Below are 26,300 nucleotides of genomic sequence, written 5' to 3' on the forward strand. Positions count from 1 at the left end.
TTAATCCTTTAGCATTAAAATCGCTTTTTTTAAACCTTTTATAAAGATATCAATATCTTCTTTTGTATTATAAAAAGCAATACTTACTCTTATTGTACCATCAATATTTAATTTTTTCATAATAGGTTGAGCACAATGGTGACCAGCTCTTACTGCTATATGCATTTTGTCAAGTAAAATACCAATATCTTCACTATTTAAATTTTTTATATTAAAACTTCTACTTCCCGTTGAATTTTTAGTATCATTATATAAGATGATATTTTCAACTTTTTTTAATTGAGTATATAAATAAGTGCATAATTCATGCTCAAGTTTGTAAACTTCTTTTAGTGTGATTTTATTTAAGTAATCTAGTGCTTTTTTAAAGCCAATTACTCCTGCAATATTTTGAGTTCCTGCTTCATATTTATATGGAGCATCTAGCATAATACTTCTTTCAAAACTTACATCATTAATTGTAGCTCCTCCTGTTTGATAAACAGGAAGTTTTTCAAGTAGGTTCTCTTTTATATATAAAGCTCCAACTCCTGTTGGTCCAAATGTTTTATGTGAAGACATAGCATAAAAATCCACATCTAAATCTTGAACATCAACCTCAAAGTGAGCCAAGCTTTGCGCTGCATCTACTAGTAAGTAGCTATTGTATTTGTGTGTTAGTTGTGCAATTTTTTTTATGTCATGTATAACACCAAATGCATTAGAAACATGAGTTATGCTTACAAAAGAGTTTGGATTATTTTTTAAAAGCTCTTCAAAGTGTTCAAAATCAAACTCTAAATTATCTTTTACATTTACAACTTCAAGTCCTTTATGTAAAGTTCTTCCTTGCATATGCCAAGGAGTAATATTTGAGTGATGTTCCAATGAAGAGATAATAATAGTTTCAAACTCTTTTGCAAAAGTTGAAGCTATCATATTTAAAGACTCAGTTACACCTTTTGTAAAAATTATTTGTTTTGATTGAGGTGCATTTATAAAATCTTTTAGTGTGTCTCTTGTTGCTTCAAACTCTTTTGTGGCTTTATTTGCACCCCCATGGTTACTTCTATGGGTATTTGAACAAAAGTTTGTATAATAATCAACTACTTTATCAACAACTTCTTTTGGTTTTTGTGTTGTTGCTGCATTATCAAGATATACTACACTACTATTTTTAAAAAAAGGAAAATCTTTTTTATACATGATTTATCCTTTTTAGATTTTTGATATATCTTCTAATAGCTTTTAGTTCAATTTCTCTAATAACTTGTAGTTCAATAGAGTCAATAATCATCTCTCTTGCTTTTGCTTTACTTATACCTCTTGAGCATAAATAGTATAATTCATCTTCATTTAAAGTACCACAACTTGCACCATGTGCTGCTTCTAATTCATCAATATAAATTTGAAGTCTTGGATTTGCATTTATTTTTGCATCATCACTTAAAATAATAGTTTGGCTATTTTGAAAAGCTTTTGAATAAAGTGCACTGTTTTGAACAGTTGAACTTATATCAAAAAGACAATGGGCACTCTCATCTAAAAGATGTTTTATTTTAATATCACTTGTTGTGCTTTTTGCAATATGTTCAATAAAAGCAATATTACCACTTCTTTGTTTTGCTTTATTTTTTACAATTCCATCAATATTTAAAATTGCATTCTCATTTTCTAATTTACTATCAAAGATATTTAAAGCAAGATCTGCTTTATACTCTAAGTTTACAAGATTAAGTATTGCATTACTTTTTAAATCAGTTTTATAGTTTGTAATAATATTTCCATTTTGTAAAGTTTGAACCTTTGCAATATTTGCTTTTACATCTTCTAAAACTGTATATTTTCTATTTGCACTTATTAAAAAATCTTTTGATAAGTCATTGTGAAAAGTCTCTAAAATATCTACATTTGCTTTTATGTTTATATTTAAAGAGTTTGTGAAAAATTTATTATTACCTTGAAAAATTGAAATTATATTTAAAGGTTTGTCAAGTTTTTCATTAATAGTTAGATTTAAAGCTTCTTTATTTATATAACTATTTAAAGTATATAATTTATTTACACTATCTTCAAATTTTTCATAAGATACTTCTAAAAATTTATTTAATTCGTTTTCAAAAACCAATTCATTATTTACTAAAAAGATATTATAAAAATGTTCATCTTTTAAGTATGAATATTGATTTAAATCTAAATCTTTTTCAATATCAAAATCTAAATCTTTCTCAAAAATAGGATAGATATTAAAGCTTCTGAACTCTTCTACTTTTTTAGTTGGTAAAATATCAAGATTTAAGTTTTCTATCTCAACTACTTTCATTATCCTCTCCTAATCCCTCAAAACCTCTTTTTTGAAGTTCTAAAGCAAGATTATAATCTCCTGATTTTGCAATTTTTCCATCTTTTATAATATGTACAAAATCAGGTTTTATTAACTCTAATAATCTATCATAATGCGTAATCATCAAAACTGAACGCTTACCATCAAGCATAGAATTGACAGCATTTGCTACAAGTTTTATTGCATCAATATCAAGTCCTGAATCTATCTCATCTAACATAATTAAATCAGGTTTTAATACTAAAAGTTGAAGCATTTCATTTTTCTTTTTTTCTCCACCACTAAAACCTTCATTTACATTTCTTTTTATAACTTCATTATTTATGTTGTATTTTTTTATAATATCTTTTACTTCTTTTAAAAATTGTGCAGAATTTACTTCTTCTTCGTTTTTATAAGCTCTTTTTTCATTTACTGCACTTTTTAAAAAATACATATTATTTACGCCATGAACTTCAACAGGATTTTGAAAGCTCATAAATAAACCCTCATTTGCTCTTTGGCTTGCATCAAGTTCTAGTAAATCTTTACCTTTAAAAGTTACTTCACCTTTTGTTACTTCACAATCATAGTGATCACTTAAAGCTTTAACAAGTGTAGATTTTCCTACACCATTTGTACCCATGATAACATGAACTTCACCTTCATTTATCTCTAAATTGAAATCTTTTAAAATCTCTTTGTTTGCTATACTTACATCTAAATTTTTTATACTTAACATTTTTTTACCTCTTTTTTTAACCAACACTACCCTCTAGTGATACATCAAGAAGCGCTTTTGCTTCAACTGCGAACTCCATTGGTAACTCTTCTAATACATCTTTACAAAAACCATTTACTATTAATGATACCGCATTTTCTTCACTAATTCCTCTTTGTCTTATATAAAATAGTTGTTCATCAGAAATTTTTGAAGTTGTTGCTTCATGCTCAATTTTAGCACTTGAATTTTTTATATCTTGATATGGATATGTATGTGCTGAACAGTTTGAGCCAATTAATAGTGAATCACAAGCAGAAATATTTCTTGCATTTTTTGCACTTTTTGCAACTTTTACCAAACCTCTATAAGCATTTGAGCCATTTAATGCAGAAATACCTTTTGAAATAATTGTTGATTTAGTATTTTCACCTATGTGAATCATTTTTGTACCAGTATCAGCTTGCTGAGCAAGTGAAGTAAGTGCAACTGAGTAAAACTCTCCACTACTATTATTTCCTTTTAAAATACATGATGGATATTTCCATGTTACAAGTGAGCCTGTTTCAACTTGCGTCCAAGATATTTTTGAATTATCACCTTTACAAATACCTCTTTTTGTAACAAAGTTTAAAATTCCACCTTTACCATTTTTATCCCCTGGATACCAGTTTTGAATTGTAGAGTATTTTATATGTGCATCTTTTAATGCTACTAATTCAACTACTGCTGCATGAAGTTGGCTATCATCTCTAATAGGTGCTGAACAACCCTCATTATAAGATACATAACTTCCTTCTTCTGCAATAATAAGTGTTCTTTCAAACTGTCCTGTGTTTAAAGCATTGATTCTAAAATATGTTGATAACTCCATTGGACATTTAGTATTTTTTGGAATATAAACAAAACTTCCATCTGTAAAAACAGCACAATTTAATGTTGCAAAATAGTTATCACTATATGGAACAACTGAAGCTAAATATTTTTTTAATAAATCTGGATATTTGTTTGCAGCTTCACTTATTGAACAAAATATTATTCCTAACTCTTCAAGCTCTTTTTGAAATGTAGTTTTAACAGATACTGAATCAAATACAGCATCAACTGCAACTCCTGCAAGTTTTTTTTGCTCTTCTAGGGGAATACCTAATTTTTCATATGTTTTTAAAATTTCTGGATCTACTTCATCTAATGAACCAATTGGTTTTTTAGGTGCAGAAAAGTATGATATATCTTGATAATCAACTTTATCATAACCTAATTTTGCCCAATTTGGCTCTTCCATAGTAAGCCATTTTTTATAAGCTTTAAGTCTAAAATCAAGTAGCCATTGAGGCTCTTCTTTTTTAGCAGATATTGCTTTTATTACATCTTCATTTAAGCCTTTTGGAAAAGTATCTGAGTTTACAATTGTCTCAAACCCAAGGCTATAATCATTTTGTATAACGTTATTTATTGTCTCATTTTTCATAAAAACTCCTAAATAGGACATTAATTGTCTTATTTAGGAAATTGTAGCATAATTATATGTTCTTGTAAAGATATTAATTTGTTATTTGATACTTTTTTCAAGTCGATTAGTATAAAATGATATGGGATAAGTAAGTAGTAAGTACCCAATTGCTAGAGGAATATAACTTTCTAGTGTAGAATATGTATAAGCATTTACTTCTTGTGCATTCATTGTAAATTCAGAAATTGATATAATTGATAATAATGAAGAGTCTTTTATAATTGTAGCAAATTGACCAGTTAAAGCTGGAAGCATTCTTTTAAAAGCTTGTGGAAAGATTATATATCTATACATTTGATAGTTACTCATTCCTAAACTTATGCTTGTTTCATATTGTTCAAGCTCAATTGATTCAATAGCTGCACGAATTATCTCGCACACATAAGCCCCAGCAAAAATAGCAAGTATAAAAATACCAACTATATATCTATTATCAAATCCAAGGTTATTAGCAAAAACATAAAAAAATATTAATATTTGAACAAGTAGGGGAGTTCCTCTAATTATTTCTATATAAAATCTCGCAAAAAATCTTAGAAAAATTAGTTTAGAGTTTTGAGCATAAGCAAAAAATAAACCTATAATCAGACTTAAAATCAATGCAAATATAGAAATAAGAATAGTCATAAAAAAACCATCAATAAACTTTTGCCTATATTCAAAAACACTATCCCAAGCAAAATCATAACTTACATTTGAAAACATAAAATATAAAATAGCAAAAACAGTGATTGTTAAAATTGCTAGATTAAAAGCATAGACCCTTTTACTTAAAGAGTCTTGCTTATTATGTGAAAGTTCATTTATAAAATAATCTTTGAATTTGATAGTTAACTCCTAAAAGAAAAAAGATATATTTAATTTATCAAATGTTTTTTTTGCATCTTCTAAATATTTATAAGCAAAATCATCAAATGTTCCATCATCTTTTGCTTTTTTTATAAACTCATCAACTTGTGATTTTAGTTTAGTATCATCTTTTCTTAAAGCAACTCCCCAATACTCAAAATCTTTTTGAAAAGGTTTTAAAAGTGCAACAGTTGTATCTTTGTGTTTCATGTTGTTTCTATATATTGTTAATTGATCATATAAAAATCCATCAGCTTTTCCTTGAACAACTTCTAAAACACAAGCATTTTCTTTATCAAAAACTAAAACATTTGCATTTTTTAAATGTTTTTGTGCATAAACATGACCAGTTGAACCTTTTTTAACTGCAACAGTTTTACCTATTTGGTCTAAATCATCAATACTTTTTACTCCTGATTGCTTATTTGCAAGTATTGCTAATGCAGATTTTGCATAAGGAATTGAAAAATTAATTGATTTTTCTCTCTCTTTTGTAATAGTCATAGAAGAAATAATCATATCAACTTTTCCTGTTTTAAGTGATGGAATAAGACCATCCCAAGCAATATTCTCTATTTTTAATTCTTTATTCATTGATCTTGCAATCATTTTTGCAAAATCCACAGAAACACCTGTTGGGTTTCCATCTTTGTCACTCATTTCAAATGGAGGATATGCTAATTCCATTCCAACTTTTAATATCTTATTTTCTTCTTTTTTTTCATTATTTGAATCAGAACATCCTGAAAATAATAAAAGAAAAGTAGCTGATAATAATAATAAAACTAACTTTTTCATTTTAATCCTTCGTGTGTAAAAAAAATTTTAATTTATAATATCTATTTATTAGTAAAAACTCTATCAACTCTAAAGATTAATTTCTTCAATTATCTTGTCAAAGTGAATATAAATAATATTAAAGATAAAATATTATTTTAAAAATTTGTTACTTTTAGTAAATAACAAAGTTTAAGTTATTTAATTAAGACAAATTTTATCCGATTTTCAATAGAATACAAAAAAATAAATGGTAATACAATTAAATTATCGATTAGGAAAAGAAATATGATGGAAGTTTATTTAGATAACAATGCTACAACAATGGTTGATCCACTAGTTTTTGAACAGATGAAACCATTTTTCTGTGAAACTTATGGTAATCCTAACTCTTTACATAGATTTGGAGCTGGAACACATCCAAAAATGATGGAAGCATTAGATTATTTATATACTGGAATAAATGCAGATGATGAAGATGACATTATTATTACTTCAAATGCTACTGAAAGCATTAATACAGTAATAAAAGGTGTATGGGTTGATGAGATATTAAATGGTGATAAAAATCACATTGTAACTTCAGAAGTAGAACACCCAGCAGTTACAGCAGCATGTAGATTTTTAGAATCACAAGGCGTGAGCATTACTTATTTGCCAGTAAATGAAAATGGCGTTATTGAAGCAAATACAGTAAGAGATAGTATTAAAGAAGATACAGCTTTAGTTAGTATTATGTGGGCTAATAATGAAACTGGAAAACTTTTTCCTATTGAAGAGATTGGGCAAATTTGTAAAGAAGCAAATGTATTATTTCACTCAGATGCAACACAAGCAATTGGAAAAGTTCCTGTTGATGTACAAAAAGCAAATTTAGATTTTATGTCTTTTTCAGCACATAAATTTCATGGACCAAAAGGTGTTGGTGGAACATATATTAAAAAAGGTGTAAAATTAACTCCATTACTACATGGTGGTGAGCAAATGGGTGGCAAAAGAGCTGGTACTGTTGATGTTGCATCAATGGTAGGAATGGGATATGCTATGCATTTAGCTACAAATGAAATGGCATTGGCTTATGAAGATAATCATGTAAGAAAATTAAGAGATAGACTTGAAAGTGCAATTTTAGAACTACCTGAAACACTTGTTATTGGTGGAACTGAAAATAGAACTCCAAATACAACGCTTATTTCAATTAGAGGTGTTGAGGGTGAATCTATGTTATGGGATTTAAATCAAAAAGGAATAGGTGCTAGTACAGGAAGTGCATGTGCATCTGAGGATTTAGAAGCAAACCCAGTAATGAATGCATTTGGAAGTGATAGTGAATTAGCACATACTGGAGTTAGATTTAGCTTAAGTAGATTTAATACACAAGAGCAAATTGATTATGCGATTGAGGTAATTGTAAATGCAGTTAAAAGATTAAGAAACTTATCAAGTTCTTATGCATATGCACCAAAATCACATGAATCTGGATTATAAAAAGAAATAAAAAGGAATAATAAAATGGCAAAAAATGATTTAATTAGCGGATCTATTTGGGATGAGTATTCAGATCAAGTTGTAAATAGAATGAATAATCCTCAACATCAAGGGGAAATTACAGAAGAAAGAGCAAAAGAGTTAAATGCAAAACTTATTATTGCTGATTTTGGTGCAGAATCATGTGGTGATGCAGTTAGACTTTATTGGGCAGTTGATGAAGCTACAGATAAAATTTTAGAATCAAAATTCAAATCTTTTGGATGTGGTACAGCAATTGCATCAAGTGATGTTATGGCTGAGTTATGTGTAGGTAAAACAGTTGATGAAGCAATTAAAATTACAAATATTGATGTTGAAAAAGCATTAAGAGATAATCCAGATACACCTGCTGTTCCACCTCAAAAAATGCACTGTTCTGTTATGGCGTATGATGTTATTAAAAAAGCAGCATCACAATATAAAGGTGTTGATATGGAATCTTTTGAAGAAGAAGAGATTATTTGTGAATGTGCAAGGGTTTCATTAGCAACTATTAAAGAAGTAATTAAAATTAATGATTTAAAAACAGTTGAAGAAATCACAGATTATACAAAAGCTGGTGCATTTTGTAAATCATGTATCAAGCCAGGTGGACATGAAGAAAAAGATATTTACTTAGTAGATATTTTAAAAGATACAAGAGCTTCAATGGATGAAGAAAAGTTAAAAGATGCAGCTGATGCAAGTGCAAGTGGTGAATTAACTTTTGACAAGATGACTTTAGTTCAAAGAATTAAAGCAATTGATTCAGTTTTAGATGAAGATATTAGACCAATGCTTGTAATGGATGGTGGTAATATGGAAATTATTGATATTAAAGAAAACTTACCTCATTATGACTTATATATTAGATACTTAGGTGCATGTTCAGGATGTGCTTCTGGAAGTACTGGAACATTATACGCTATTGAGTCAATATTAAAACAAAAAATTGACGAAAACTTAAGAGTTTTACCTATTTAAATTTATCAAATAAAAGAGAGAACTCTCTTTTATTGATATTCATCAATCTATTAATTTACTTTTTTATGTACAATTTTATAAAAACATAAAAGGCTAAATTATGGAAGAAACAATTAAATCTTTTCTTACACAAGATCATAGAGAGTGCGATGAAGAGTTTGCAAATATGGAAAATGCAGTAGCTTCACAAGATTGGGCAAAATCAGAAGAGAGTTTTGAAAAATTTGCAAAAGATTTACAAACACATTTTGATATGGAAGAAAAAGTAATGTTTCCAGTTTTTGAAGAGATCACGGGCATGACAAATGGACCAACTCAAGTTATGAGAATGGAACATGCACAAATGCTAAATGTTGTTTCTCAAATGAGAGAAGATATTGCTAAGCAAGATAAGAATCATTTTTTTGGATTAAGTGAAAGTTTGATGATGCTTACGCAACAACATAATATGAAAGAAGAGCAAATGCTTTATGCAATGGCTGATGCTCATATACAAGAACAAAAAAGTTCAGTTATAGAAAAAATGAAAGAATTAAAAAGAGTGAAATAGATGTTTAACCAAGGATTATCATTAGATCAAGCACCACCAATTTCTGTACCTTTTAGGTTTTTTTTAACAGCACCAATTTTTGCTATGCTAATTGGAGTAATGTTTTTAATTTATCCAGCAGAACTTATAACAAATAGGTTTTCAAGTGAAACTATAGCTATGGTTCATATGTTTACTTTAGGTGTATTATCAATGATAATTTTTGGTGCAATGCAACAAATGATGCCTGTACTTGCAGGTGCACCTATTAAAAGAGCCAAGCTTTTTGCAACAGTTGTGCATACTTTTTTAACATTGGGAACTATATTTTTTGTATTAAAGTTTTTGTATTATCAAAATGAGTTTTTAATTGCAGCGATTATTTGTCTAGCTATATCTTTTTTGACTTTTTTTATTACAGCAATAAGACTATTATTTAAAGTAAAATATGTTACTTCTACGGTAAATGTTATGAAACTATTTGCTATTGCAGGGGTTTTAACAGCACTTTTAGGTTTACATTTAGCTGGTGCACATTTAAGTGGTAATATGGGTTCAAACTATTTATCTTTTGTAAATATTCATATTTTACTTGGTATATTTGGCTTTGCTGCATTACTTATTATTGGTGTCTCTTTTCAAGTAATACCTATGTTTTATGTTGCTTTAGATTTTCCTAAATCAGTTCAAAATAGACTTCCTTTATCTATATTTTTACTTATTATTTCTTATTTTGCTTTTGCATTTTTAGACCTTAATTTTTATATTTATAAAGTACTATTTGCAATATTTTTTGTTATATATGCATTTCATGGACTAAATTCGTTAAATAATAGAAGAAGACCTGTTTCTGATGTAACACTTTGGTATTGGAAAGTATCTTTATATTCTCTTGTAATAGCAATGTTAAATTGGCTTTTTGTTCCACAAGATTCATCTTATTTTTTAACTATTTTATTTGCTTTTGGATTTTTATTCTCATTATTACAAGGAATGGTTTATAAAATTATTCCATTTTTATGTTGGTTTCATCTAAGTTCCAAAGGATACTTTGATATTCCAACAATAAAAGAGATAATTCATGAGGATTTAATTAAAATTCATTTTTATATTTATATGGCTTCATATGTTTTCTTTTTATTATATGGTTTTTTTAGTCAAATATTTATAACTATAGCAGCAATTTTATTTATTTTATCTAATATCTTATTTTTTATAAATTGTGTACTTGGAATGAGAAAGTATGCAAGCATTTCTAAAAAAGAGCCTTTACAAACTTTCGTACAATCATAGTTATGTTATAATATCCTTTAATACTAAAAAAGGGGATATTATGACTGCACAAGATAAAGAGTTAGCACAACTTCACGATACTATTATTTCAGATGTAAATTCACTTGTTGATAAATATATGTCTATTGTTGGATGGGATGTACCTGAAAATAATGAAGATGAAGCAAAAGATAAAATATTAGCAATTATAAAAGATGCCATTAAAAAGATTGAGGAAAAAAGTTAATGTCAAAACAAAATAATCAAATTTTAAAAAATACAAATGCAAAAATATTAGATGAGTTTAATGCTTCTGTTATGTTTGATAAAGAGCTTTATGCACAAGATATAAAAGGCTCAATAGCACATAGTCAAATGCTTTTTGAACAAGGAATTTTATCAAAAGAAGATAAAGAAGCAATCCATAAAGGACTTTTACAAGTAAAACAAGAAATTGAAAGTGGTGAATTTGAGTTTAAAATAGAGCATGAAGATATTCACATGGCAGTTGAGAGTAGATTAACTGAAATTGTAGGTGAAGCTGGAAAAAGACTTCACACAGCAAGAAGTAGAAATGATCAAGTTGCAACTGATTTTAGACTTTATGTACAAGATAAAAATATAAGTATCAAACAACAAATAAAAGAGTTAATTAATACTTTTGTTGATGTAGCTTCAAAACATACAACTACTTTAATACCTGGAATGACACATTTACAGCATGCTCAACCTATCAATTTTGGGTACCATTTACTAGCTTATGCAAATATGTTTAAAAGAGATTATGAAAGATTTGAAAGTTCATATGAAAGAAATAACTTTTCACCTTTAGGAAGTGCTGCCCTTGCTGGAACACCTCATAATATAAATCGAGATAGTACATGTTCACAACTTGGATTTTATTCACCTACAACTCATGCAATGGATAGCGTAAGTGATAGAGATTTTGCTTTGGAGATTTTATTTAATATAAGTACAACAATAATGCACATAAGTAGAATTTCAGAAGAGCTTGTAACTTGGTCTTCATATGAGTTCCAATTTGTAAGAATGAGTGATGAGTATGCAACTACTTCTTCTATTATGCCACAAAAGAAAAATCCAGATGTTCCTGAACTTTTAAGGGGTAAAACAGGAAGAGCATATGGTAATTTAATTTCATTATTTACAGTAATGAAAGGTTTACCACTAGCTTATAATAAAGATACACAAGAGGATAAAGAGGGTGTATTTGATTCTGTTAAGACAATAGAAGTATCCCTTGCAATCTTAAATGAAGTAATTAAAACTATGATTGTAAATGAAGATAAGATGTACAATGCTTGTAAAATAGGGCATTTAAGTGCTACTGATTTGGCTGATTATTTAGTACAAAAACAAAATATGCCTTTTAGAACAGCTTATTATATTACAAAAGATGTAGTAGCAACAGCAAATAAATTAAATAAAGATATTAGTGAACTAACAATTGAAGAAATAAGAAACTCAAATGAACAAATTAGTAATATAGATGAAGAGATTTTAAATTATCTTGATTTAGAAGCTTCAATGAATGCAAGAGATTCATTTGGTGGAACATCTACAAAACAGACAAATATACAAATAGAACTACTAAAAACTTGGTTAGAATCTAAATAAAATATTAGATGAGCAAAGTCTCATCTAATATTAATTAAGTAGGAATTTTTTAGTAGCTTCATATAAGGCTTGAACATCTGTTTTACCAATAAAACCATCAACACCAATATCTTTCATTTTATTTTTAACAGCATCTGTTGTCATAGATGAGTTAACTATTACAGGAATATGATTGTGTGAACTATTATCTTTTATAAAAGATGCAACTTGGAAACCATCAGCTTCTGGCATCTCAATATCTGTTATAATTAAACCTATACTATTTGGATCTACTTCTTGTATTCTTTGAAGTAATAAAGCACCATTGTTATAAATTTCAAATTTTAGTTTTGCTTTTTGGAAAAATTTTCTTAATACTTCCCTTGCAACTCCTGAATCTTCTGCTGCTAGAACTAATTTATCAGATATTAAAGGAGCATCAACATATTTGTTAACTTCATCTTGTCCATCACCTGTCCAACCAATATCTTTTAGTAGTTGTTCAGCATTAAATACAGTACATAACTCATCTTTATCATTAACTCTTACATAAGTTGTATATGTTATTTTTGAGTTTGTCTCTTCTGTATGTCTTAACTCTTCAGTAGTTTTTTCAACAATATCTAACATATCTTTAATTAAAAATCCTACTTTTTTATGATTGAATTCACAATATATTATAAGTTTATACTCATCTATTTGCATTTTTTGTTGGCCTAGCCATGCATCTAAATTTACTAAAGTAACAGGTTCACCCCTAATAGTAGCAATACCTGCAATTATATTTGAATCACTTGGTGTGTCATTTATTGTTACTTCTTCTTTAATAACAAAAGCTTTTACTTTTGCAATATTGATTGCATAAATATTGTTATGACTAGTGTAAAATACGGCTAATTGTTGAACATTTCTTTTATGACCTTGTGTCATTTGTTCAACGCTACTATTAATATCGCTCATATTATTCCTTTTTATGTGATACTTAAATTATATATCTTTTTTTCTTATAATCAACTTTTTTATAAAAGTTATTTTACTTCTTCTTATTTAACAATTTTTTTATTGTTACAGAAGCCATCATAAGACCAAATGAACCTGTAACTCCTTCAAAGCTTCCTTTTTCTATACATAAAGGCTCTTCTGAAGAAAAAACTACTTTAAACTTTTTCTTGAACCCTTGTGCTTTAAGCTCAGTTCTTATTTTTCTAATAAATGGGTCATTATACGTTTTCCAAATAGATAAATACTCAATTTTACTAGGATCAATTCTTTTAGCTCCACCACTTGTACTAATTACTTTAGTATAGTGTTTTTTTATTAGATGAACTTTAGGTATTACATCATCTATTGCATCTAAAATATAATCAAATTGTGAAAAATCAAAGTTATCAATCCACTCTTTTGTTATCTTAACATGAATTGGTGTCACTTTTGGATATTTTTGTGCTAATGCTTCAACTTTTACTTTTCCAATGTTACCCTCACTACCCATTTGTCTATTTAAATTTGACTCTTCATATGTGTCAAAATCTACAATAGTAATATCAGTAACGCCTGTCCTATAAAGTGCATCAAGGGCAAAACTTCCTACTCCACCAACTCCAAGCAGTATAATTTTTGCTTTTGTAAATTTATTAAAGTTTTCTTCACCAAATAGTTTTTTTGTTCTATCATATCTCATCTAATCTACTCTTTTAAAAATTTTAGATATTATAGCATAAAATAATTTATGGAGTCGTTGATGGAAAAAGAACCTATGACAAGAGATGGATATGAAAAAATTACAGGAAATCTAGACTTCTTGAAATCAAAAGAGAGACCTCAAACTGTTATTGCTTTGGATGAAGCAAGACAATTAGGAGATTTAAAAGAGAATGCTGAGTATCATGCTGCAAAAGATAAATTAAAATTAATTGATACACAAATCGCAGAATTAAGTAATATTATTAGTAAAGCAGTAATTATTGATCCCTCAACACTACCACATGATAAAGTTAGTTTTGGGTCAACTGTTAGTTTAGTAGATGTTGATACAGATGAAGAGTATACTTATACAATTGTTGGTGGAATAGAATCAAATGCAGAAAAAGGATTTATCTCTTTTAACTCACCTTTAGCAAAACAGTTAATGGGAAAAGAAGAGGGAGATGAACTTCAAGCTACACTTCCAGGAGGTGTTAGAACTTTTGAAGTATTAGAAGTTTATTATAAGGAGATAAATTTATAATGAATGTAGCAATTATTGGAGCTAGTGGCTATACTGGTTTAGAGCTAATAAAAATATTAATTACTCATTCAAAATTTAATATTTCATATATAGCTAACTCAACAGGAGATGTAAATGTACAAGATTTGCATCCAAGCTTAAAAGGGTTAATTGATATGCCTGTGGAAGTAGCAAATGCAAATGAAGTTGCAAAAGTTGCAAAACTTGCTTTTTTAGCACTACCACATAAAACATCTATGTCTTTTGCAAAAGAGTTATTAGCTTTGGGTGTCAAAGTAGTTGATTTAAGTGCTGATTATAGATTAGAACTTGAAAATTATGAAAAACACTATTGTCCCCATGAAGATAAAAAGAATATTAAAAATGCAGTCTATGGCTTACCTGAGTATTATAAAAATCAATTAAAAGATGCAAACTTAGTTGCAAATCCTGGGTGTTATCCAACAGCTTCACTTTTAGCTTTGCTTCCTTTTGTAGATTATATTGATGAAAATAGTCCAATATTTATTGATGCAAAATCAGGAGTTACAGGTGCAGGTAAAAAGTTAAATGAGATAACACAGTTTGCTCATATAAACGAAAATACTCATGCATATAATCCTTTCAAGCATAGACATATGCCTGAAATTCAAGAAAAAGTTAAACTTCTTAAAGATAAAGATTTTAGTGTTAATTTTGTACCACATTTAATACCTGTTACAAGGGGAATGCTAGTATCAGTTTATGCAAGCTTAAAAGAAGAAGTTGATGTGGAAGCTATATTAGAAAAAAGTTATAAAAATAGTGAGTTTGTAAGAGTTAGAAATAGTGCAGTTGATATAAAATCAACATCAGGAACAAACTTTTGTGATATTTTTGTAGCAAGAAATGGTAAAGCACTTTTTATTAACTCTTCAATTGATAATTTATTAAGAGGAGCGTCTTCACAAGCTGTTGTAAACGCAAATATTATGTGTGGCTTTGAAGAGGGCGAAGGAATACCTAAAATTGCCTATGCACCTTAATATAAATGATGGTGCAATCTTTGTAGCAGACTCGCACTATAATGAAAAGAATCAAGAGTTCTTAATCTTTTTAGAAAAACTAAAATCTAAAAAGATTAAGACTGAACAGCTTTTTTTGATGGGAGATATGTTTGATTTTATCTCATCTGAAAGCAGTTATTTTGTAAAAAGAAATCAAAAGCTTATTGATATAATAAATGAACTTGCAAAACAGATAAAAATAATATATTTAGAGGGAAATCATGATTATAATATGAAACCTTTATTTAAAGATGTATTAGTAGTAAAAAGAGAAGATCAAGCTATTTTTATGAAGTATCAAAATAAAAAACTCGCACTTTCCCATGGAGATAATTTTACTCCAAATTTATATAATATTTATTGTAAAATTATTAGAAACCATAGGTTATTAAAATTTTTAAACTCTATTGATTATAATAATTTTATTTCAAAAAATATATATTATTCTTTGATGAAAAAAAATATTTGCCATAATTTTACAGCTTTTGAAGAGTTAGCGAAAAAAAGAGTTGAAAATTTTGAAGCAGATATTATTATTGAAGGACACTTTCACCAAGGTAAAGAGTATGATTTTGGAACTAAAAGATATGTAAATGTACCTTCTCTTTGTTGTAGTAGTGAGTATATGGTCCTAAAGGAAAATATTTTCAAGAAAGTAAGTTTATGAATTTAGAGTTTTTATTTTTTATAATTGCAGTTATATTTTTATCATTACCTTTTATTTTTTATAATAAAAGAAAAGCTACAAAACTTAAAAATATAAATCCAAAAATAAAAAATCATATCCATATAAGTCAACTTGAATTGCCTTTGAAAATAGAAAAATTAGATTTTACAACAAATAGTAATATAGTAAGAAAGATATTTCATACTTTTGAAGTATTAGATATAAAAAGTTTAAATACAAAGCAATTAGAAAAAAAAGAGTGGCATAGTTGGCAAATATCTATGTTACTTAATCTTTATAAAAATGATAAAGATTTTTTTATACCAAATAAAGAAAAGCTATTTCATAAAAATATACTTAACCTTGATAATAAGTCATTAAATAGTTTTATTCAAACTATTTTATTAAAGTATAAAGCCAATGTTGATATAAAAGCTTCAAAAAATATTTTAAGTGATGATGTTATTTGGACAAATAAAGAGATATCAATACTTTTTTATTTTCTAACAACATATAAGCAATAAAGGATAGATTATCGCAAAGTTTAAAGTAGTAAGTGAGTATGAACCAGCAGGAGATCAACCACAAGCAATAAAAGCTTTAAGTGATTCAATAATAAAAGGTGAAAAGTATAATACTCTTCTTGGTGTAACAGGAAGTGGAAAAACTTATACAATGGCAAAAGTTATTGAAAAAACACAAAGACCAACTTTGATTATGACACATAATAAAACACTTGCCGCACAATTGTATTCAGAATTTAAAGCATTTTTTCCAAATAATCATGTGGAGTATTTTATCTCTTATTATGACTACTATCAGCCAGAAGCTTATATCCCAAGAAGTGATTTGTTTATTGAAAAAGACTCTTCAATAAATGAGGAATTAGAAAGATTAAGACTTAGTGCAACTGCATCACTTTTATCTTTTGATGATGTTATTGTAATTGCTTCTGTTTCTGCAAATTACGGTTTAGGTAATCCAGAAGAGTATAAAGCAATGGTTCAAAGAATTGAAGTTGGTTTTGAATACTCACAAAAAAAGTTTTTATTAAAACTTGTAGAGATGGGATATAAAAGAAATGATAAGTTTTTTGATAGGTCAGATTTTAGAGTAAATGGAGATGTAATTGATATTTTTCCTGCTTATTTTGAGGATGAATTTATAAGAGTTGAGTTTTTTGGTGATGAAGTTGAAACAATTAGTAAGCACGAATATTTAACTAACACAAGAATAAAAGAGTTAGATGAAGTAATAATATACTCTGTTAATCCTTTTGTTGTTTCAAATGACAAACTAGCAGTTGCTGTAAAACAAATAGAAGAAGAGTTAAAGCAAAGACTTGAGTTTTTCAAACAAGAAGATAAACAAGTGGAGTATCAAAGATTAAAACAAAGAGTTGAATTTGATTTAGAGATGATTGAAAGCACAGGTATGTGTAAAGGAATTGAAAACTACGCAAGACATCTTACTGGACAAAAACCAGAAGAAACTCCTTACTCTTTGATAAGTTATTTTGAACAAATGAAAGAGGATTTTTTATTAATTGTTGATGAGTCACATGTATCTTTACCACAATTTAGAGGAATGCATGCAGCTGATAGAAGTAGAAAAGAAGTACTTGTGGAGTATGGATTTAGACTACCAAGTGCACTTGATAATAGACCTTTAAAATTTGATGAATTTATAAATAAAGCACCACACTTTGTTTTTGTAAGTGCCACACCAAATGAATTAGAACTTGAAAAAAGTGCGGTAGTAGCTGAACAAATTATTCGACCAACAGGTCTTTTAGATCCTGTTATTGAGATTATGGATAGTGAATATCAAGTAGAAAAACTTTATGATGAAATTAAAAAAGTAGTAGAGAAAAATGAAAGGGTTTTAGTAACAGTATTAACTAAAAAAATGGCAGAAGAGCTAGCTTCTTATTATTCTGATTTGGGAATAAAAGTAAAATATATGCATAGTGAAATTGATGCAATTGAAAGAAACCAAATTATTAGAGAGTTAAGACTTGGAGAGTTTGATGTGCTTATTGGAATCAATCTTTTAAGAGAAGGTCTTGATATTCCTGAAACTTCCCTAGTTGCCATATTAGATGCAGATAAAGAGGGCTTTTTAAGAAGTAAAACTTCACTTATTCAAACAATGGGTAGAGGTGCTAGAAATGAAAATGGTAGAGTAATTCTTTTTGCTAAAAGAATTACTGGATCTATGCAGTTTGCAATTGATGAAACAAACAGAAGAAGAAAAATCCAAGAGGAGTATAATAAAAAACATAACATTACTCCAAAATCAACAAAAAGAAAACTAGATCAAAATCTAAAACTTGAAGAGTATGATGATTTGGCTTGGAAGAAACAAAAATTAGATAAAATGCCAGCAAGTGAAAAGAAAAAACTACTACTTGAATTAAACAAAAAAATGAAAAAAGCATCAAGTGAGTTAAATTTTGAAGAAGCTATTAGATTAAGAGATGAAATAGATAAAATTAAAAAACTCTAAAGGCTTATCTTGAAATAAGCCTTTTATTTATGATAGTAACAGGAGAAAAAAAGCTTGTATTTAGTAAGCATTTTTCACATCTTTTAATATGAAAACTTATAGCGTAAGTATTTAAAATACTATTTTTATTTTTTAGTTCTTGAAAAATATCCAAAGCTTTTTGAAACTCTTTTTTATAATATAACCCTAAAGCCTTCTCAAAAGAGTCTATTTGTATTTGCTCTTCTTGTGTTGGTTTTCCCTCTTTAAAAACTTCATAGATATTAAAAGGTGCTTTTATTGTATCTTCTATGGAAATAGTATCAAGAAGTCTAATTGTGTAATCTTTTTTTAATGCAATCTTTACACTTTGTGAAATAATACAAGAGGTTTTATAAATCTTACAAGCTTGCTCTAAAATTGAAGCTTTATTTACTTCACTTCCAAGTGCTGTATAGTCATTTCTATCATCTGCACCCATCTCCCCAACATAAGCTTTTCCACTATTTATTCCTATTCTAATTTTTATTTTTAAAGGTGAATTTTCTTCATAGTTTTTATTTATTTCTTCTAAGGCTTTTAGTTGCTCAAGTGCAGATGTTAATGCAAGGTCTTGATGATTATTTACACTAAAAGGAGCATTCCAATAAGCCATAATAGAATCACCTATAAATTTATCAACAGTACCTTTATTTTTCATAATGATTTTAGTCATTGGATTCATATATTTATTTAAAAATTTTGTTAGTTTTTCAGGATCATTAATTTTGTTAGTTATTTGTGAAAACCCTATAATATCACTAAAGAAAATTGTAATATCTTTTTGTTTTGTTCTTAAATAATGACTATTTTCATCTTTTAACAAATCATTCATTACATTATTTGATACTTTAGCTGCAAATTTTTTCTTTAATGTCATTAACTCTTTTGTTTTTTTGATAAAAATTATTGTTATGGTACAAATAAAAGCAATTATTAAAGACAGAAAAATAAAAGCACTATTTATAAATATATTTTCAATATAAAAAAAGTAGCAAATAGTAAAGCTTATAAAAAAGAGTAATAATAAACTAACATATGAACTAAATAAAAGTTTATTGAAAAAAAGAGTTAAAAAAAGTGATGTAAAAATAATAAAAATCGATGCACTTATAAAATTATCTTGCCAGTTTACATTTATAAAAAAATTGCTGTTTAAAATATTTTCTATTATTGTTGCATGAATTTGTGTAGTAGATAGTTTTTTATCTATTAATGTGTTATTTAAACTTACCACATCTAAAGCTGAACTTCCTATTAAAACTATTTTATTATCAAAGATTGTTTTGTCATAATTTTTATTTAAAATATCAACTGCTGATATGGTTTTAAAACAGTTATTTTTATAATAACTTAAACTTAATGATGCCTTCTTATCTACACTAATATTTAAATTATCAAGTTCTATTTTATAGCTTGAATTTTCAATTTGTTTAATAAGAATATCTTTATTATCTTTTAGTGTTCTTATTATTTCTAGTGCAAAAGATGGGTAAAGTTCATTTTCATACTTTATTATTAAAGGAACATTGCTTAAAATAGGAGAATTATTATTTATAATATTTAAAAAGCCACTTGAATAAGCACTATTTTGTAGTAAAGAAATATTCATATTAATATTATTTGCTTCTAAAATATCTATTTTATTTAGTTTTGTTTTTTTTAAAGTTCCTACAGTAGTTGGCTTTTGTGATATTTTTTGCTTAAAAGAGTTATTAAAAAAATGATATCCTAAAATTATGGGTTTTGAAGAGTTCTTAATGGCTTTTGAAAAAAGTTCATCATAATTTGGAAGTTGTCTATTTATTTTCAAATCAAGTGATTTTAGTACATTAAAAGGAGAGTTTATATCTTCTTTTGAAAACATAATATCAATACCAATAACTTTTAAGTTTGTTGTTTGCAATTCATCTATTAATTTAGCAAATAGATCTCTTCTCCAAGGCCATTGTGAAGTTTGATTTATACTTTTATCATCAATATCAACTATTATTACATTTTTACTTTGATGGTTTTTATTTTTGTGCTTTAATAAAAAGCTTTTTATTTCATTGTCAAGATTTAAAAATAAATCTGGATAGCTTTTAAAAGTAAAAAATATAGAGCAAAAAACAATGATAAAAATTACTAAGTATTTAAATAAAGCCTTCATAGGTTAAATGTTAGCTAAAAAATGTTAACATAATAATAAATAATAAACAAGGGTATATTTTTGAAAGCTTTAATACTAACACTACTTTTTATATCATTATCATTTGCAAATGATATAGGAACTGTTGAAAAAGTAGTTATTGATGATAGTAAAAATCAAGTAGCATTAGTGCAAAGAGGAAAAGATACATTACCTATAATTGGCGTTGGCTTTAAGATTAAAGAAAATGATATTATAAAAACATTTGATACTTCAAAAATAAAAATTAGATTTCTTGATAATACTATAGTTTATGTGGGAGTAAAAACAATATTTGAAATATCAAAATACTCTTATGATAAGAATAACAAAGAAAATAACAAAGTAGATTTTAAAATTAAAAAAGGAAGTTATAAAATAAAAACAGGAAATATTGAAAAACTTGCACCTAAACAGTTTAAAATCCAAACAGATAATTTTATAATAGGAATTAACAAATGAAAAATCTTTTTTTTATAATTTGCTTATTTTCTTTTGCTAATAGTACAATTATTGTAGGTGACCAAAAAAAAGTCTCTAGTTTAAGTGGTGATATAAAAGTTAGTTCACAAAAATCAAATATTACAAAAAACTTAAGCCTTGCACAAGTAGTTGAAATTAAACAAGATGGTAAGCTAAGTGAAGTTAGAATTCTAAAAAAAGGTGAGTTAAAAGATATTTTAAAACTTACTTCAACAACTGATTTAAGTAAAAAAATAGATATAAAAGTAGGTCTTTTTAATAAAAATGATGCCTTGAAAACTTATGAAGGATTATTGAATTATTTCAATAAAGAAGAGATTGTAATAACAAAAAAAGATGAAAACTACTTAATAAGATTAGAAGATATAAACTATGCATATGCAAAAAATATCTTTTCTGAAATAAAAGAGTATTTAAGGAAATAGATGAAAAAAGCTACAAAAGCTGAAATTCAAATAATAAAAGAGGCATTTCAAGAAAAATTTAATAATGCAGTTACAGAATTAAATTATAAAAATGATTATGAGTTACTAATAGCAATTATTTTAAGTGCCCAATGTACAGATAAAAGAGTAAATATAATAACTCCTGCACTATTTGAAAAATACCCAGATGTATTTACACTAGCAGATGCAAAAATAGAAGAAGTAAAAGAGCTTTTAAAATCATGCTCTTTTTTTAATAATAAAGCAAAAAATATTGTAAAGATGGCACAAAGTGTTATTTTGAATTATGATGGTGATATTCCCCATAATGAAAAAGAGTTAATAAAACTAGCAGGTGTTGGAAATAAAACAGCAAATGTATTTATGATTGAGTATACAGGAGCAAATTTAATGGCTGTAGATACTCATGTTTTTAGAGTCTCTCACAGGCTTGGACTATCATATGAGAAAACAGTTGAAAAAACAGAAGCAGAATTAGTAAAAAAATTAAAAGATGATTTACATATTTTTCATCAAGCAATGGTACTTTTTGGAAGATACACATGTAAAGCTATAAATCCTGATTGTAATAATTGTCTTTTCCCTCAAGTTTGTAAAACAACAAAATCTTTTAAACCTGCATAAAGTAATTAGTTCTTTTAATTTATATTAGTTTTTCTTTTTGTTTGTTATTGTATAAATAAGCAATAAGGAGGCTAGTATGTCAAGAGAAGCTATAAAAGTAAAAGAGTTTAAAATCTCTCAAACGAAAACTGGTTTAATTGAAGTATTTCACGTAGAAAAACCATATGGTGACTCTAGTTATCCAGTATTTAGAGTTGAAGTTACAAATGAATTAGGTGAAAAAAGTGCTATTGAATTGCCTTATGCAAACTTAAAAGAGCTAATAAGTGCAATTGAAGAGTCAAAAAATGTTTGCCATGAAATTCCACACACATTTCCCCATGATGAACTTGCATCAGGTGTAGGAGGAGGGCAGTAGTAAAATACTACTTCAAGCCCTTCTTTAATCTTTGTTTGAACTCATCTTTAGATAGATATTTACTAGTTGTAGCAAGTGTAGAGTGCTTATCTTGAGTATTTAAGGATTTTTTTGATTCATCAACTTTTAGATTTTTTACCATTCCAATTTTTAAACTTTTAAGTATTGTAAGAATAGTGCTTAAGTTTTTACTCTCAACTTCAAAAGATATTTTTGCCATTAATTCTCTCTTTTTTCTTCTATTATATCAAAAAATTATTTTATTATTTAACTTTTAATTAACACATCAAAGCTAATATTTGAAAAAATTTAAAGGAAGAGTATGAAAAAATCTTTAGTTTTATCATTTAGTGCTATTGCTGTTTTAAGTGCAAATGAGCAAATAAACTTAGAATCAATTCTTGTATCAGATACATTAAACTCAAAAGTCGTAAAAGATATTAGTAATGAAAATCTAAAATCAGCAGATTTAGCACAAGCTTTAAGTGAAGTATCACCTTCAATCTCACTTGTAAGACGAAGTGGTATTGCAAATGATATTATAATTAGAGGTCAAAAAAAAGATAATATTAATATCTTAATAGATGATGCAAAAATATATGGTGCATGTCCAAATAGAATGGATCCACCAACTTCACATGTTCTTACAAATAACATACAAAGTGTTGAAATTATTGAGGGACCTTATGATGTTGAAAATTTTGGTACTTTAAGTGCTAAGGTAAAAGTAAATACAAAAAAACCAAAAGAGGGCTTTTTAGGTGATGTAAATGTTAATTATGGAAGTTATGGCTATAGTAAGTATTCTGCAACACTTAGTAAAGGAACAAAAGATATAAAAGCACTTATCTCTGCTTCAACTGAAAGTAGCGAACAGTATGAAGATGGAGATGGCAATACTTTAGCCCAACAACTTGAAAAAAATAGTAAAGATGACACAAGAGTGTATAGTGATAAATACAAAGATATGGATGCTTATGAAAAGAGAACTTTCATGAGTAAATTATACTTTAATCTAGATGATAAACAAGAGATAAATCTATCTTATACAGCTAATAGAAGTGATGACATTTTGTATGCAAATACTGGCATGGACGCAATATACGATGATTCTGATATTTATACTTTTAATTACATAGCAAATGATTTATCAACTTTTTCTAAAAAACTAAAATTTAATACTTATTATTCAAAAGTAGATCATCCTATGGCAACAACATATAGAAAAAATGGTGCAATGGAAATGACAAATCATATGAAATCAAAAATAAAAGGTGCTAAACTTCAAAATGATATGAATCTTTTAAATGGAGTTTTAACTTTAGGCTTAGATACAAGCAAAAGAAGTTGGGAGGGAGAGTATAGTAATAAAACTAATCCTTATTTAGCAGATAGTATTTCAAAAACTAATACAAAAAATAAAGCAGTTTTTGCAAAATACAATAAAGATATAAATGCTTTTAATATTGAACTTGCTTCAAGATATGATAGAACTGATATAAAAACTGATGGAAATGAACAAGATAATGATTATAACTCTTTAAATGCTTATTTATTAACTACATATAAAGCAAATAGTAGTTTAAATCTTTTTGCAGGTATTGGAAAATCAAGTAGGGTTCCAGATGCAAGAGAGTTGTATTTTAAAAAAAGTGGAGGAAAATTAGTAGGAACACCAGATTTAGATCAAACAAAAAACTATGAAATAGATTTAGGTTTTGAAAAAACTATTGGTGATTTTAAAATCAAAACAAAACTATTTTATTCTATGTTAAAAGATTATATAGTTTACAATGCTTCAAAAGTAGAAAATAAGTTTGAAAATGTAGATGCAAAAATATATGGATTTGATATAAGTGGGGTTTATTATGCAAGTGATGAATTGTATTTTGATTATGGTTTAGCTTACCAAAGAGGTAAAAAAGATGAGGCTTTAGATGGACAAAATGATACAAACTTAGCTGAAATTGCGCCACTTAAAGCAAGAGTTGCTTTGAATTATGAAGTAGGTAAAAATAACTTTAAAGCTTCATATATTGCTTCAAAAGCTTGGAGTAACTATGATGAGGAAAATGGTGAACAACATCTTGGTGGATATGGTATTTTAAACTTAAAATATGAAAATAGTTATATAAAAAATACAGTAATAACACTAGGTGTTGATAATGTTTTTGATAAAACATATGTCACAAGTAATACATATAAAGATTTAACTTTACTTTCATCAACAAGTGATGAGGTAATGCTATTAAATGAACCTGGAAGATATGTATATTTAAATATAAAATATAGTTTTTAAACTAAAAGAGGAACTCCTCTTTTAGTCAAAATCAAATCTTGCTTGCGTTTGTCCTGTACTTCCAAACTCTTCATCAATTTGTCTTGCAAGCTCTTTAAAGTCAATTCCTTGAACCGTTTTCAAACCTTTAAAAATATGTTTTTTCCCACTTTGTAGCTCTTTTGATTTTATACCATGGGAGATTGATAAACTAGCTTCAATAAAAGCTGAAAGCTTATCACACTGTTTTAAAGCTTTCCCATCAATAGGATTATATTTATCAAGGTTATAATCATCAATATTATCTACAATTTTTATTTGATCTTTATAGTTGATTTTATTTAAAAATTCATCTTTTTTATTATTTTCATAAAGTCCTAAAAGATATGAAAACTCCTCTTTTAATCCCTCTGGAATAAAAGGAAGTATGTCATCTTCGATTTTTATTATTTCATACTCTGCAATAATATCTGATAACTCATCAACACTATATTTTACAGGGGAGATTATATCTCTTGTTAAAGCTTCAGGTAAATCATGAAATAGTGCAGTATAAAAGTTATTTTCCAATCTTTTATCACAAGCATTTACATCTTTTGAATAAAAATATGCAAATAGTGCAACTGTTAGCATATGACCTAAAACTGAAGTTTCAGGAATTCTTGGTGTTTGTGCCCATCTTTTTTGAAATCTTAGTCTTCCACTTAAATCAATAATTCTTGAAAGTTTTTTATTTAAAGATATTTTCCTAACTCCAATTAGCTCATAATAATCTTCTATTTCATCTTCTACACTTCTTTTGACATTTTCAATATCAGTTAGAAATTTTGAAGTTTGATATACTATTGAAAACTCCCATTTTGTTGCTAAATATGATGCAGCTTTAAGTATAAATCTCTCTTTTTTATACATATTTGAATCATATAAATACTCTTCGAATTTTTTTAAAAAAACTCCATTTTGTATTGGTTCTAATGAGTCTTTTAGTTTTTCAATTACCCAAGAGTTTATCTCTTTTGATTTTTTTTGAATAGCTTTTCTAAACACATCAGGTCTAATATCTGTTACAACTATTCTTCTTAGAAACTCAAAAATACCTGCTTCTATTAAGTGTGTGTAGTTAATATCATCTTCTAATTTTGCAATAAAAAAAGCTGTTATAAATTTATGAGCTTGCTTATCAAGTTCAACTAACTCAACCATTCTTGGATAATCATTCCATCTTTGAATTGAAGCTGATGAAAAAATATAGTCAATTATTTTAGGATTTATCATTTTTTTTATCTTTATCTTTAGAATCATTATTAAAAAATATCATGTTTTTCCCTAGCATTATTAGTGCTGCTACTGTTCCAACTACTACATATGCTACCCAAGGTTCATGCATTTTAACTCTTTATTTTTGTTTTGATTATCACATAAT

General features: G+C 27.2%; 28 protein-coding genes. 16 read left to right on the forward strand and 12 right to left on the reverse strand.

Annotation, left to right across the window (positions count from 1 at the left end):
• From ACAN_RS04020 to ACAN_RS04045, 6 genes are all read right to left on the reverse strand, one after another.
• On the reverse strand, positions 1 to 1,185 hold the full coding sequence (locus tag ACAN_RS04020) for an aminotransferase class V-fold PLP-dependent enzyme (RefSeq protein ID WP_099335077.1): 1,185 nt from the start codon (positions 1,183 to 1,185) through the stop codon (positions 1 to 3).
• A complete protein-coding gene (locus tag ACAN_RS04025) occupies positions 1,178 to 2,302 on the reverse strand; it encodes a SufD family Fe-S cluster assembly protein (protein ID WP_099335076.1) in 1,125 nt (374 codons plus the stop codon). The genes ACAN_RS04020 and ACAN_RS04025 overlap by 8 nt, the downstream gene beginning before the upstream one ends.
• A complete protein-coding gene (sufC, locus tag ACAN_RS04030) occupies positions 2,289 to 3,044 on the reverse strand; it encodes a Fe-S cluster assembly ATPase SufC (protein WP_079578751.1) in 756 nt (251 codons plus the stop codon). Before sufC ends, ACAN_RS04025 begins: the two co-directional genes overlap by 14 nt.
• Before the next feature lie 16 nt (positions 3,045 to 3,060).
• A complete protein-coding gene (sufB, locus tag ACAN_RS04035; protein WP_099335075.1) occupies positions 3,061 to 4,494 on the reverse strand; it encodes a Fe-S cluster assembly protein SufB in 1,434 nt (477 codons plus the stop codon).
• A gap of 81 nt (positions 4,495 to 4,575) precedes the next feature.
• Entirely contained in the window at positions 4,576 to 5,241 is a 666-nt protein-coding gene (locus ACAN_RS04040) for an amino acid ABC transporter permease (protein WP_099335074.1), read from the reverse strand.
• Positions 5,242 to 5,373: 132 nt separating this feature from the next.
• Positions 5,374 to 6,183, reverse strand: coding sequence for a transporter substrate-binding domain-containing protein (locus ACAN_RS04045; protein ID WP_099335073.1), 810 nt, complete (start codon positions 6,181 to 6,183; stop codon positions 5,374 to 5,376).
• A gap of 270 nt (positions 6,184 to 6,453) precedes the next feature.
• Here ACAN_RS04045 and ACAN_RS04050 point away from each other — a divergent pair, with 270 nt between their 5' ends.
• The 6 genes from ACAN_RS04050 (at position 6,454) to argH (ending at position 12,094) form a co-directional block, all read left to right on the forward strand.
• On the forward strand, positions 6,454 to 7,650 hold the full coding sequence (locus tag ACAN_RS04050) for a NifS family cysteine desulfurase (RefSeq protein WP_099335095.1): 1,197 nt from the start codon (positions 6,454 to 6,456) through the stop codon (positions 7,648 to 7,650).
• 24 nt (positions 7,651 to 7,674) lie between these two features.
• Positions 7,675 to 8,655, forward strand: a complete 981-nt coding sequence (locus tag ACAN_RS04055) for an iron-sulfur cluster assembly scaffold protein (RefSeq protein WP_099335072.1) — start codon at positions 7,675 to 7,677, stop codon at positions 8,653 to 8,655.
• A 100-nt stretch (positions 8,656 to 8,755) separates the two neighbouring features.
• Positions 8,756 to 9,205: a hemerythrin domain-containing protein gene (locus ACAN_RS04060; RefSeq protein WP_099335071.1), complete on the forward strand. Its 450-nt coding sequence runs from the start codon at positions 8,756 to 8,758 to the stop codon at positions 9,203 to 9,205.
• The gene (locus tag ACAN_RS04065; RefSeq protein ID WP_099335070.1) at positions 9,206 to 10,477 is read left to right on the forward strand and encodes a hypothetical protein; all 1,272 of its coding nucleotides are present in this window, start codon (positions 9,206 to 9,208) and stop codon (positions 10,475 to 10,477) included.
• A 40-nt stretch (positions 10,478 to 10,517) separates the two neighbouring features.
• On the forward strand, positions 10,518 to 10,703 hold the full coding sequence (locus tag ACAN_RS04070) for a hypothetical protein (RefSeq protein ID WP_099335069.1): 186 nt from the start codon (positions 10,518 to 10,520) through the stop codon (positions 10,701 to 10,703).
• Positions 10,703 to 12,094 (forward strand): argininosuccinate lyase, encoded by a 1,392-nt coding sequence (argH, locus tag ACAN_RS04075; RefSeq protein ID WP_099335068.1) that lies wholly within the window; start codon positions 10,703 to 10,705, stop codon positions 12,092 to 12,094. Before ACAN_RS04070 ends, argH begins: the two co-directional genes overlap by 1 nt.
• A 30-nt stretch (positions 12,095 to 12,124) precedes the next feature.
• On the opposite strand, the gene ACAN_RS04080 is transcribed toward argH, so the two are convergent.
• Both ACAN_RS04080 and ACAN_RS04085 read right to left on the reverse strand, forming a co-directional pair.
• On the reverse strand, positions 12,125 to 13,033 hold the full coding sequence (locus ACAN_RS04080) for a chemotaxis protein CheV (RefSeq protein ID WP_099335067.1): 909 nt from the start codon (positions 13,031 to 13,033) through the stop codon (positions 12,125 to 12,127).
• A 73-nt stretch (positions 13,034 to 13,106) separates the two neighbouring features.
• The gene (locus ACAN_RS04085; protein ID WP_099335066.1) at positions 13,107 to 13,754 is read right to left on the reverse strand and encodes a tRNA threonylcarbamoyladenosine dehydratase; all 648 of its coding nucleotides are present in this window, start codon (positions 13,752 to 13,754) and stop codon (positions 13,107 to 13,109) included.
• Between the two features lie 60 nt (positions 13,755 to 13,814).
• Between ACAN_RS04085 and greA the strand changes: the two genes are divergently transcribed.
• The 5 genes from greA to uvrB are packed head-to-tail and all read left to right on the forward strand — an operon-like array spanning position 13,815 to position 18,500.
• Entirely contained in the window at positions 13,815 to 14,300 is a 486-nt protein-coding gene (greA, locus tag ACAN_RS04090) for a transcription elongation factor GreA (protein ID WP_099335065.1), read from the forward strand.
• Positions 14,300 to 15,304, forward strand: coding sequence for an N-acetyl-gamma-glutamyl-phosphate reductase (gene argC, locus ACAN_RS04095; RefSeq protein WP_099335064.1), 1,005 nt, complete (start codon positions 14,300 to 14,302; stop codon positions 15,302 to 15,304). Before greA ends, argC begins: the two co-directional genes overlap by 1 nt.
• Positions 15,294 to 15,992, forward strand: coding sequence for a UDP-2,3-diacylglucosamine diphosphatase (locus tag ACAN_RS04100; RefSeq protein WP_099335094.1), 699 nt, complete (start codon positions 15,294 to 15,296; stop codon positions 15,990 to 15,992). The genes argC and ACAN_RS04100 overlap by 11 nt, the downstream gene beginning before the upstream one ends.
• Entirely contained in the window at positions 15,989 to 16,516 is a 528-nt protein-coding gene (locus tag ACAN_RS04105) for a hypothetical protein (RefSeq protein WP_099335063.1), read from the forward strand. Before ACAN_RS04100 ends, ACAN_RS04105 begins: the two co-directional genes overlap by 4 nt.
• Before the next feature lie 10 nt (positions 16,517 to 16,526).
• Positions 16,527 to 18,500 (forward strand): excinuclease ABC subunit UvrB, encoded by a 1,974-nt coding sequence (uvrB, locus tag ACAN_RS04110; protein WP_099335062.1) that lies wholly within the window; start codon positions 16,527 to 16,529, stop codon positions 18,498 to 18,500.
• 4 nt (positions 18,501 to 18,504) lie between these two features.
• Here the strand turns inward: uvrB and ACAN_RS04115 are convergent, their stop codons facing one another.
• On the reverse strand, positions 18,505 to 20,670 hold the full coding sequence (locus ACAN_RS04115; protein ID WP_099335061.1) for a CHASE2 domain-containing protein: 2,166 nt from the start codon (positions 20,668 to 20,670) through the stop codon (positions 18,505 to 18,507).
• A 60-nt stretch (positions 20,671 to 20,730) separates the two neighbouring features.
• Between ACAN_RS04115 and ACAN_RS04120 the strand changes: the two genes are divergently transcribed.
• The 4 genes from ACAN_RS04120 to ACAN_RS04135 all read left to right on the forward strand — a co-directional run bounded on the left by ACAN_RS04120 (position 20,731) and on the right by ACAN_RS04135 (position 22,599).
• Positions 20,731 to 21,150, forward strand: a complete 420-nt coding sequence (locus ACAN_RS04120; RefSeq protein ID WP_099335060.1) for a FecR domain-containing protein — start codon at positions 20,731 to 20,733, stop codon at positions 21,148 to 21,150.
• Positions 21,147 to 21,596 (forward strand): hypothetical protein, encoded by a 450-nt coding sequence (locus ACAN_RS04125; protein ID WP_099335059.1) that lies wholly within the window; start codon positions 21,147 to 21,149, stop codon positions 21,594 to 21,596. The genes ACAN_RS04120 and ACAN_RS04125 overlap by 4 nt, the downstream gene beginning before the upstream one ends.
• Positions 21,597 to 22,241, forward strand: coding sequence for an endonuclease III (gene nth, locus ACAN_RS04130; RefSeq protein ID WP_099335058.1), 645 nt, complete (start codon positions 21,597 to 21,599; stop codon positions 22,239 to 22,241).
• A 76-nt stretch (positions 22,242 to 22,317) separates the two neighbouring features.
• Complete coding sequence (locus ACAN_RS04135) at positions 22,318 to 22,599, forward strand: hypothetical protein (RefSeq protein ID WP_099335057.1); 282 nt, start codon at positions 22,318 to 22,320, stop codon at positions 22,597 to 22,599.
• Between the two features lie 7 nt (positions 22,600 to 22,606).
• Here ACAN_RS04135 and ACAN_RS04140 read toward each other — a convergent pair whose 3' ends face one another.
• On the reverse strand, positions 22,607 to 22,819 hold the full coding sequence (locus ACAN_RS04140; protein ID WP_099335056.1) for a hypothetical protein: 213 nt from the start codon (positions 22,817 to 22,819) through the stop codon (positions 22,607 to 22,609).
• Positions 22,820 to 22,921: 102 nt separating this feature from the next.
• Between ACAN_RS04140 and ACAN_RS04145 the strand changes: the two genes are divergently transcribed.
• Positions 22,922 to 24,898 (forward strand): TonB-dependent receptor, encoded by a 1,977-nt coding sequence (locus ACAN_RS04145; protein WP_099335055.1) that lies wholly within the window; start codon positions 22,922 to 22,924, stop codon positions 24,896 to 24,898.
• A gap of 21 nt (positions 24,899 to 24,919) precedes the next feature.
• Here the strand turns inward: ACAN_RS04145 and ACAN_RS04150 are convergent, their stop codons facing one another.
• Both ACAN_RS04150 and ACAN_RS14080 read right to left on the reverse strand, forming a co-directional pair.
• Entirely contained in the window at positions 24,920 to 26,152 is a 1,233-nt protein-coding gene (locus ACAN_RS04150) for an HD domain-containing protein (protein ID WP_099335054.1), read from the reverse strand.
• The gene (locus ACAN_RS14080; RefSeq protein WP_265734240.1) at positions 26,139 to 26,264 is read right to left on the reverse strand and encodes a hypothetical protein; all 126 of its coding nucleotides are present in this window, start codon (positions 26,262 to 26,264) and stop codon (positions 26,139 to 26,141) included. Before ACAN_RS14080 ends, ACAN_RS04150 begins: the two co-directional genes overlap by 14 nt.
• Between the last annotated feature and the right edge of the window lie 36 nt (positions 26,265 to 26,300).

Source organism: Malaciobacter canalis (assembly GCF_008000835.1).
In the GTDB taxonomy this organism is placed as follows: Bacteria; Campylobacterota; Campylobacteria; order Campylobacterales; family Arcobacteraceae; genus Malaciobacter; species Malaciobacter canalis.

Coding starts and splice junctions, on each gene's coding strand:
- ACAN_RS04020 (WP_099335077.1), bottom strand. CDS start 1,185: ATGTATAAAAAAGATTTTCCTTTTTTTAAAAATAGTAGTGTAGTATAT.
- ACAN_RS04025 (WP_099335076.1), bottom strand. CDS start 2,302: ATGAAAGTAGTTGAGATAGAAAACTTAAATCTTGATATTTTACCAACT.
- sufC (WP_079578751.1), bottom strand. CDS start 3,044: ATGTTAAGTATAAAAAATTTAGATGTAAGTATAGCAAACAAAGAGATT.
- sufB (WP_099335075.1), bottom strand. CDS start 4,494: ATGAAAAATGAGACAATAAATAACGTTATACAAAATGATTATAGCCTT.
- ACAN_RS04040 (WP_099335074.1), bottom strand. CDS start 5,241: ATGTTTTCAAATGTAAGTTATGATTTTGCTTGGGATAGTGTTTTTGAA.
- ACAN_RS04045 (WP_099335073.1), bottom strand. CDS start 6,183: ATGAAAAAGTTAGTTTTATTATTATTATCAGCTACTTTTCTTTTATTA.
- ACAN_RS04050 (WP_099335095.1), top strand. CDS start 6,454: ATGGAAGTTTATTTAGATAACAATGCTACAACAATGGTTGATCCACTA.
- ACAN_RS04055 (WP_099335072.1), top strand. CDS start 7,675: ATGGCAAAAAATGATTTAATTAGCGGATCTATTTGGGATGAGTATTCA.
- ACAN_RS04060 (WP_099335071.1), top strand. CDS start 8,756: ATGGAAGAAACAATTAAATCTTTTCTTACACAAGATCATAGAGAGTGC.
- ACAN_RS04065 (WP_099335070.1), top strand. CDS start 9,206: ATGTTTAACCAAGGATTATCATTAGATCAAGCACCACCAATTTCTGTA.
- ACAN_RS04070 (WP_099335069.1), top strand. CDS start 10,518: ATGACTGCACAAGATAAAGAGTTAGCACAACTTCACGATACTATTATT.
- argH (WP_099335068.1), top strand. CDS start 10,703: ATGTCAAAACAAAATAATCAAATTTTAAAAAATACAAATGCAAAAATA.
- ACAN_RS04080 (WP_099335067.1), bottom strand. CDS start 13,033: ATGAGCGATATTAATAGTAGCGTTGAACAAATGACACAAGGTCATAAA.
- ACAN_RS04085 (WP_099335066.1), bottom strand. CDS start 13,754: ATGAGATATGATAGAACAAAAAAACTATTTGGTGAAGAAAACTTTAAT.
- greA (WP_099335065.1), top strand. CDS start 13,815: ATGGAAAAAGAACCTATGACAAGAGATGGATATGAAAAAATTACAGGA.
- argC (WP_099335064.1), top strand. CDS start 14,300: ATGAATGTAGCAATTATTGGAGCTAGTGGCTATACTGGTTTAGAGCTA.
- ACAN_RS04100 (WP_099335094.1), top strand. CDS start 15,294: ATGCACCTTAATATAAATGATGGTGCAATCTTTGTAGCAGACTCGCAC.
- ACAN_RS04105 (WP_099335063.1), top strand. CDS start 15,989: ATGAATTTAGAGTTTTTATTTTTTATAATTGCAGTTATATTTTTATCA.
- ACAN_RS04115 (WP_099335061.1), bottom strand. CDS start 20,670: ATGAAGGCTTTATTTAAATACTTAGTAATTTTTATCATTGTTTTTTGC.
- ACAN_RS04125 (WP_099335059.1), top strand. CDS start 21,147: ATGAAAAATCTTTTTTTTATAATTTGCTTATTTTCTTTTGCTAATAGT.
- nth (WP_099335058.1), top strand. CDS start 21,597: ATGAAAAAAGCTACAAAAGCTGAAATTCAAATAATAAAAGAGGCATTT.
- ACAN_RS04135 (WP_099335057.1), top strand. CDS start 22,318: ATGTCAAGAGAAGCTATAAAAGTAAAAGAGTTTAAAATCTCTCAAACG.
- ACAN_RS04140 (WP_099335056.1), bottom strand. CDS start 22,819: ATGGCAAAAATATCTTTTGAAGTTGAGAGTAAAAACTTAAGCACTATT.
- ACAN_RS04145 (WP_099335055.1), top strand. CDS start 22,922: ATGAAAAAATCTTTAGTTTTATCATTTAGTGCTATTGCTGTTTTAAGT.
- ACAN_RS04150 (WP_099335054.1), bottom strand. CDS start 26,152: ATGATAAATCCTAAAATAATTGACTATATTTTTTCATCAGCTTCAATT.
- ACAN_RS14080 (WP_265734240.1), bottom strand. CDS start 26,264: ATGCATGAACCTTGGGTAGCATATGTAGTAGTTGGAACAGTAGCAGCA.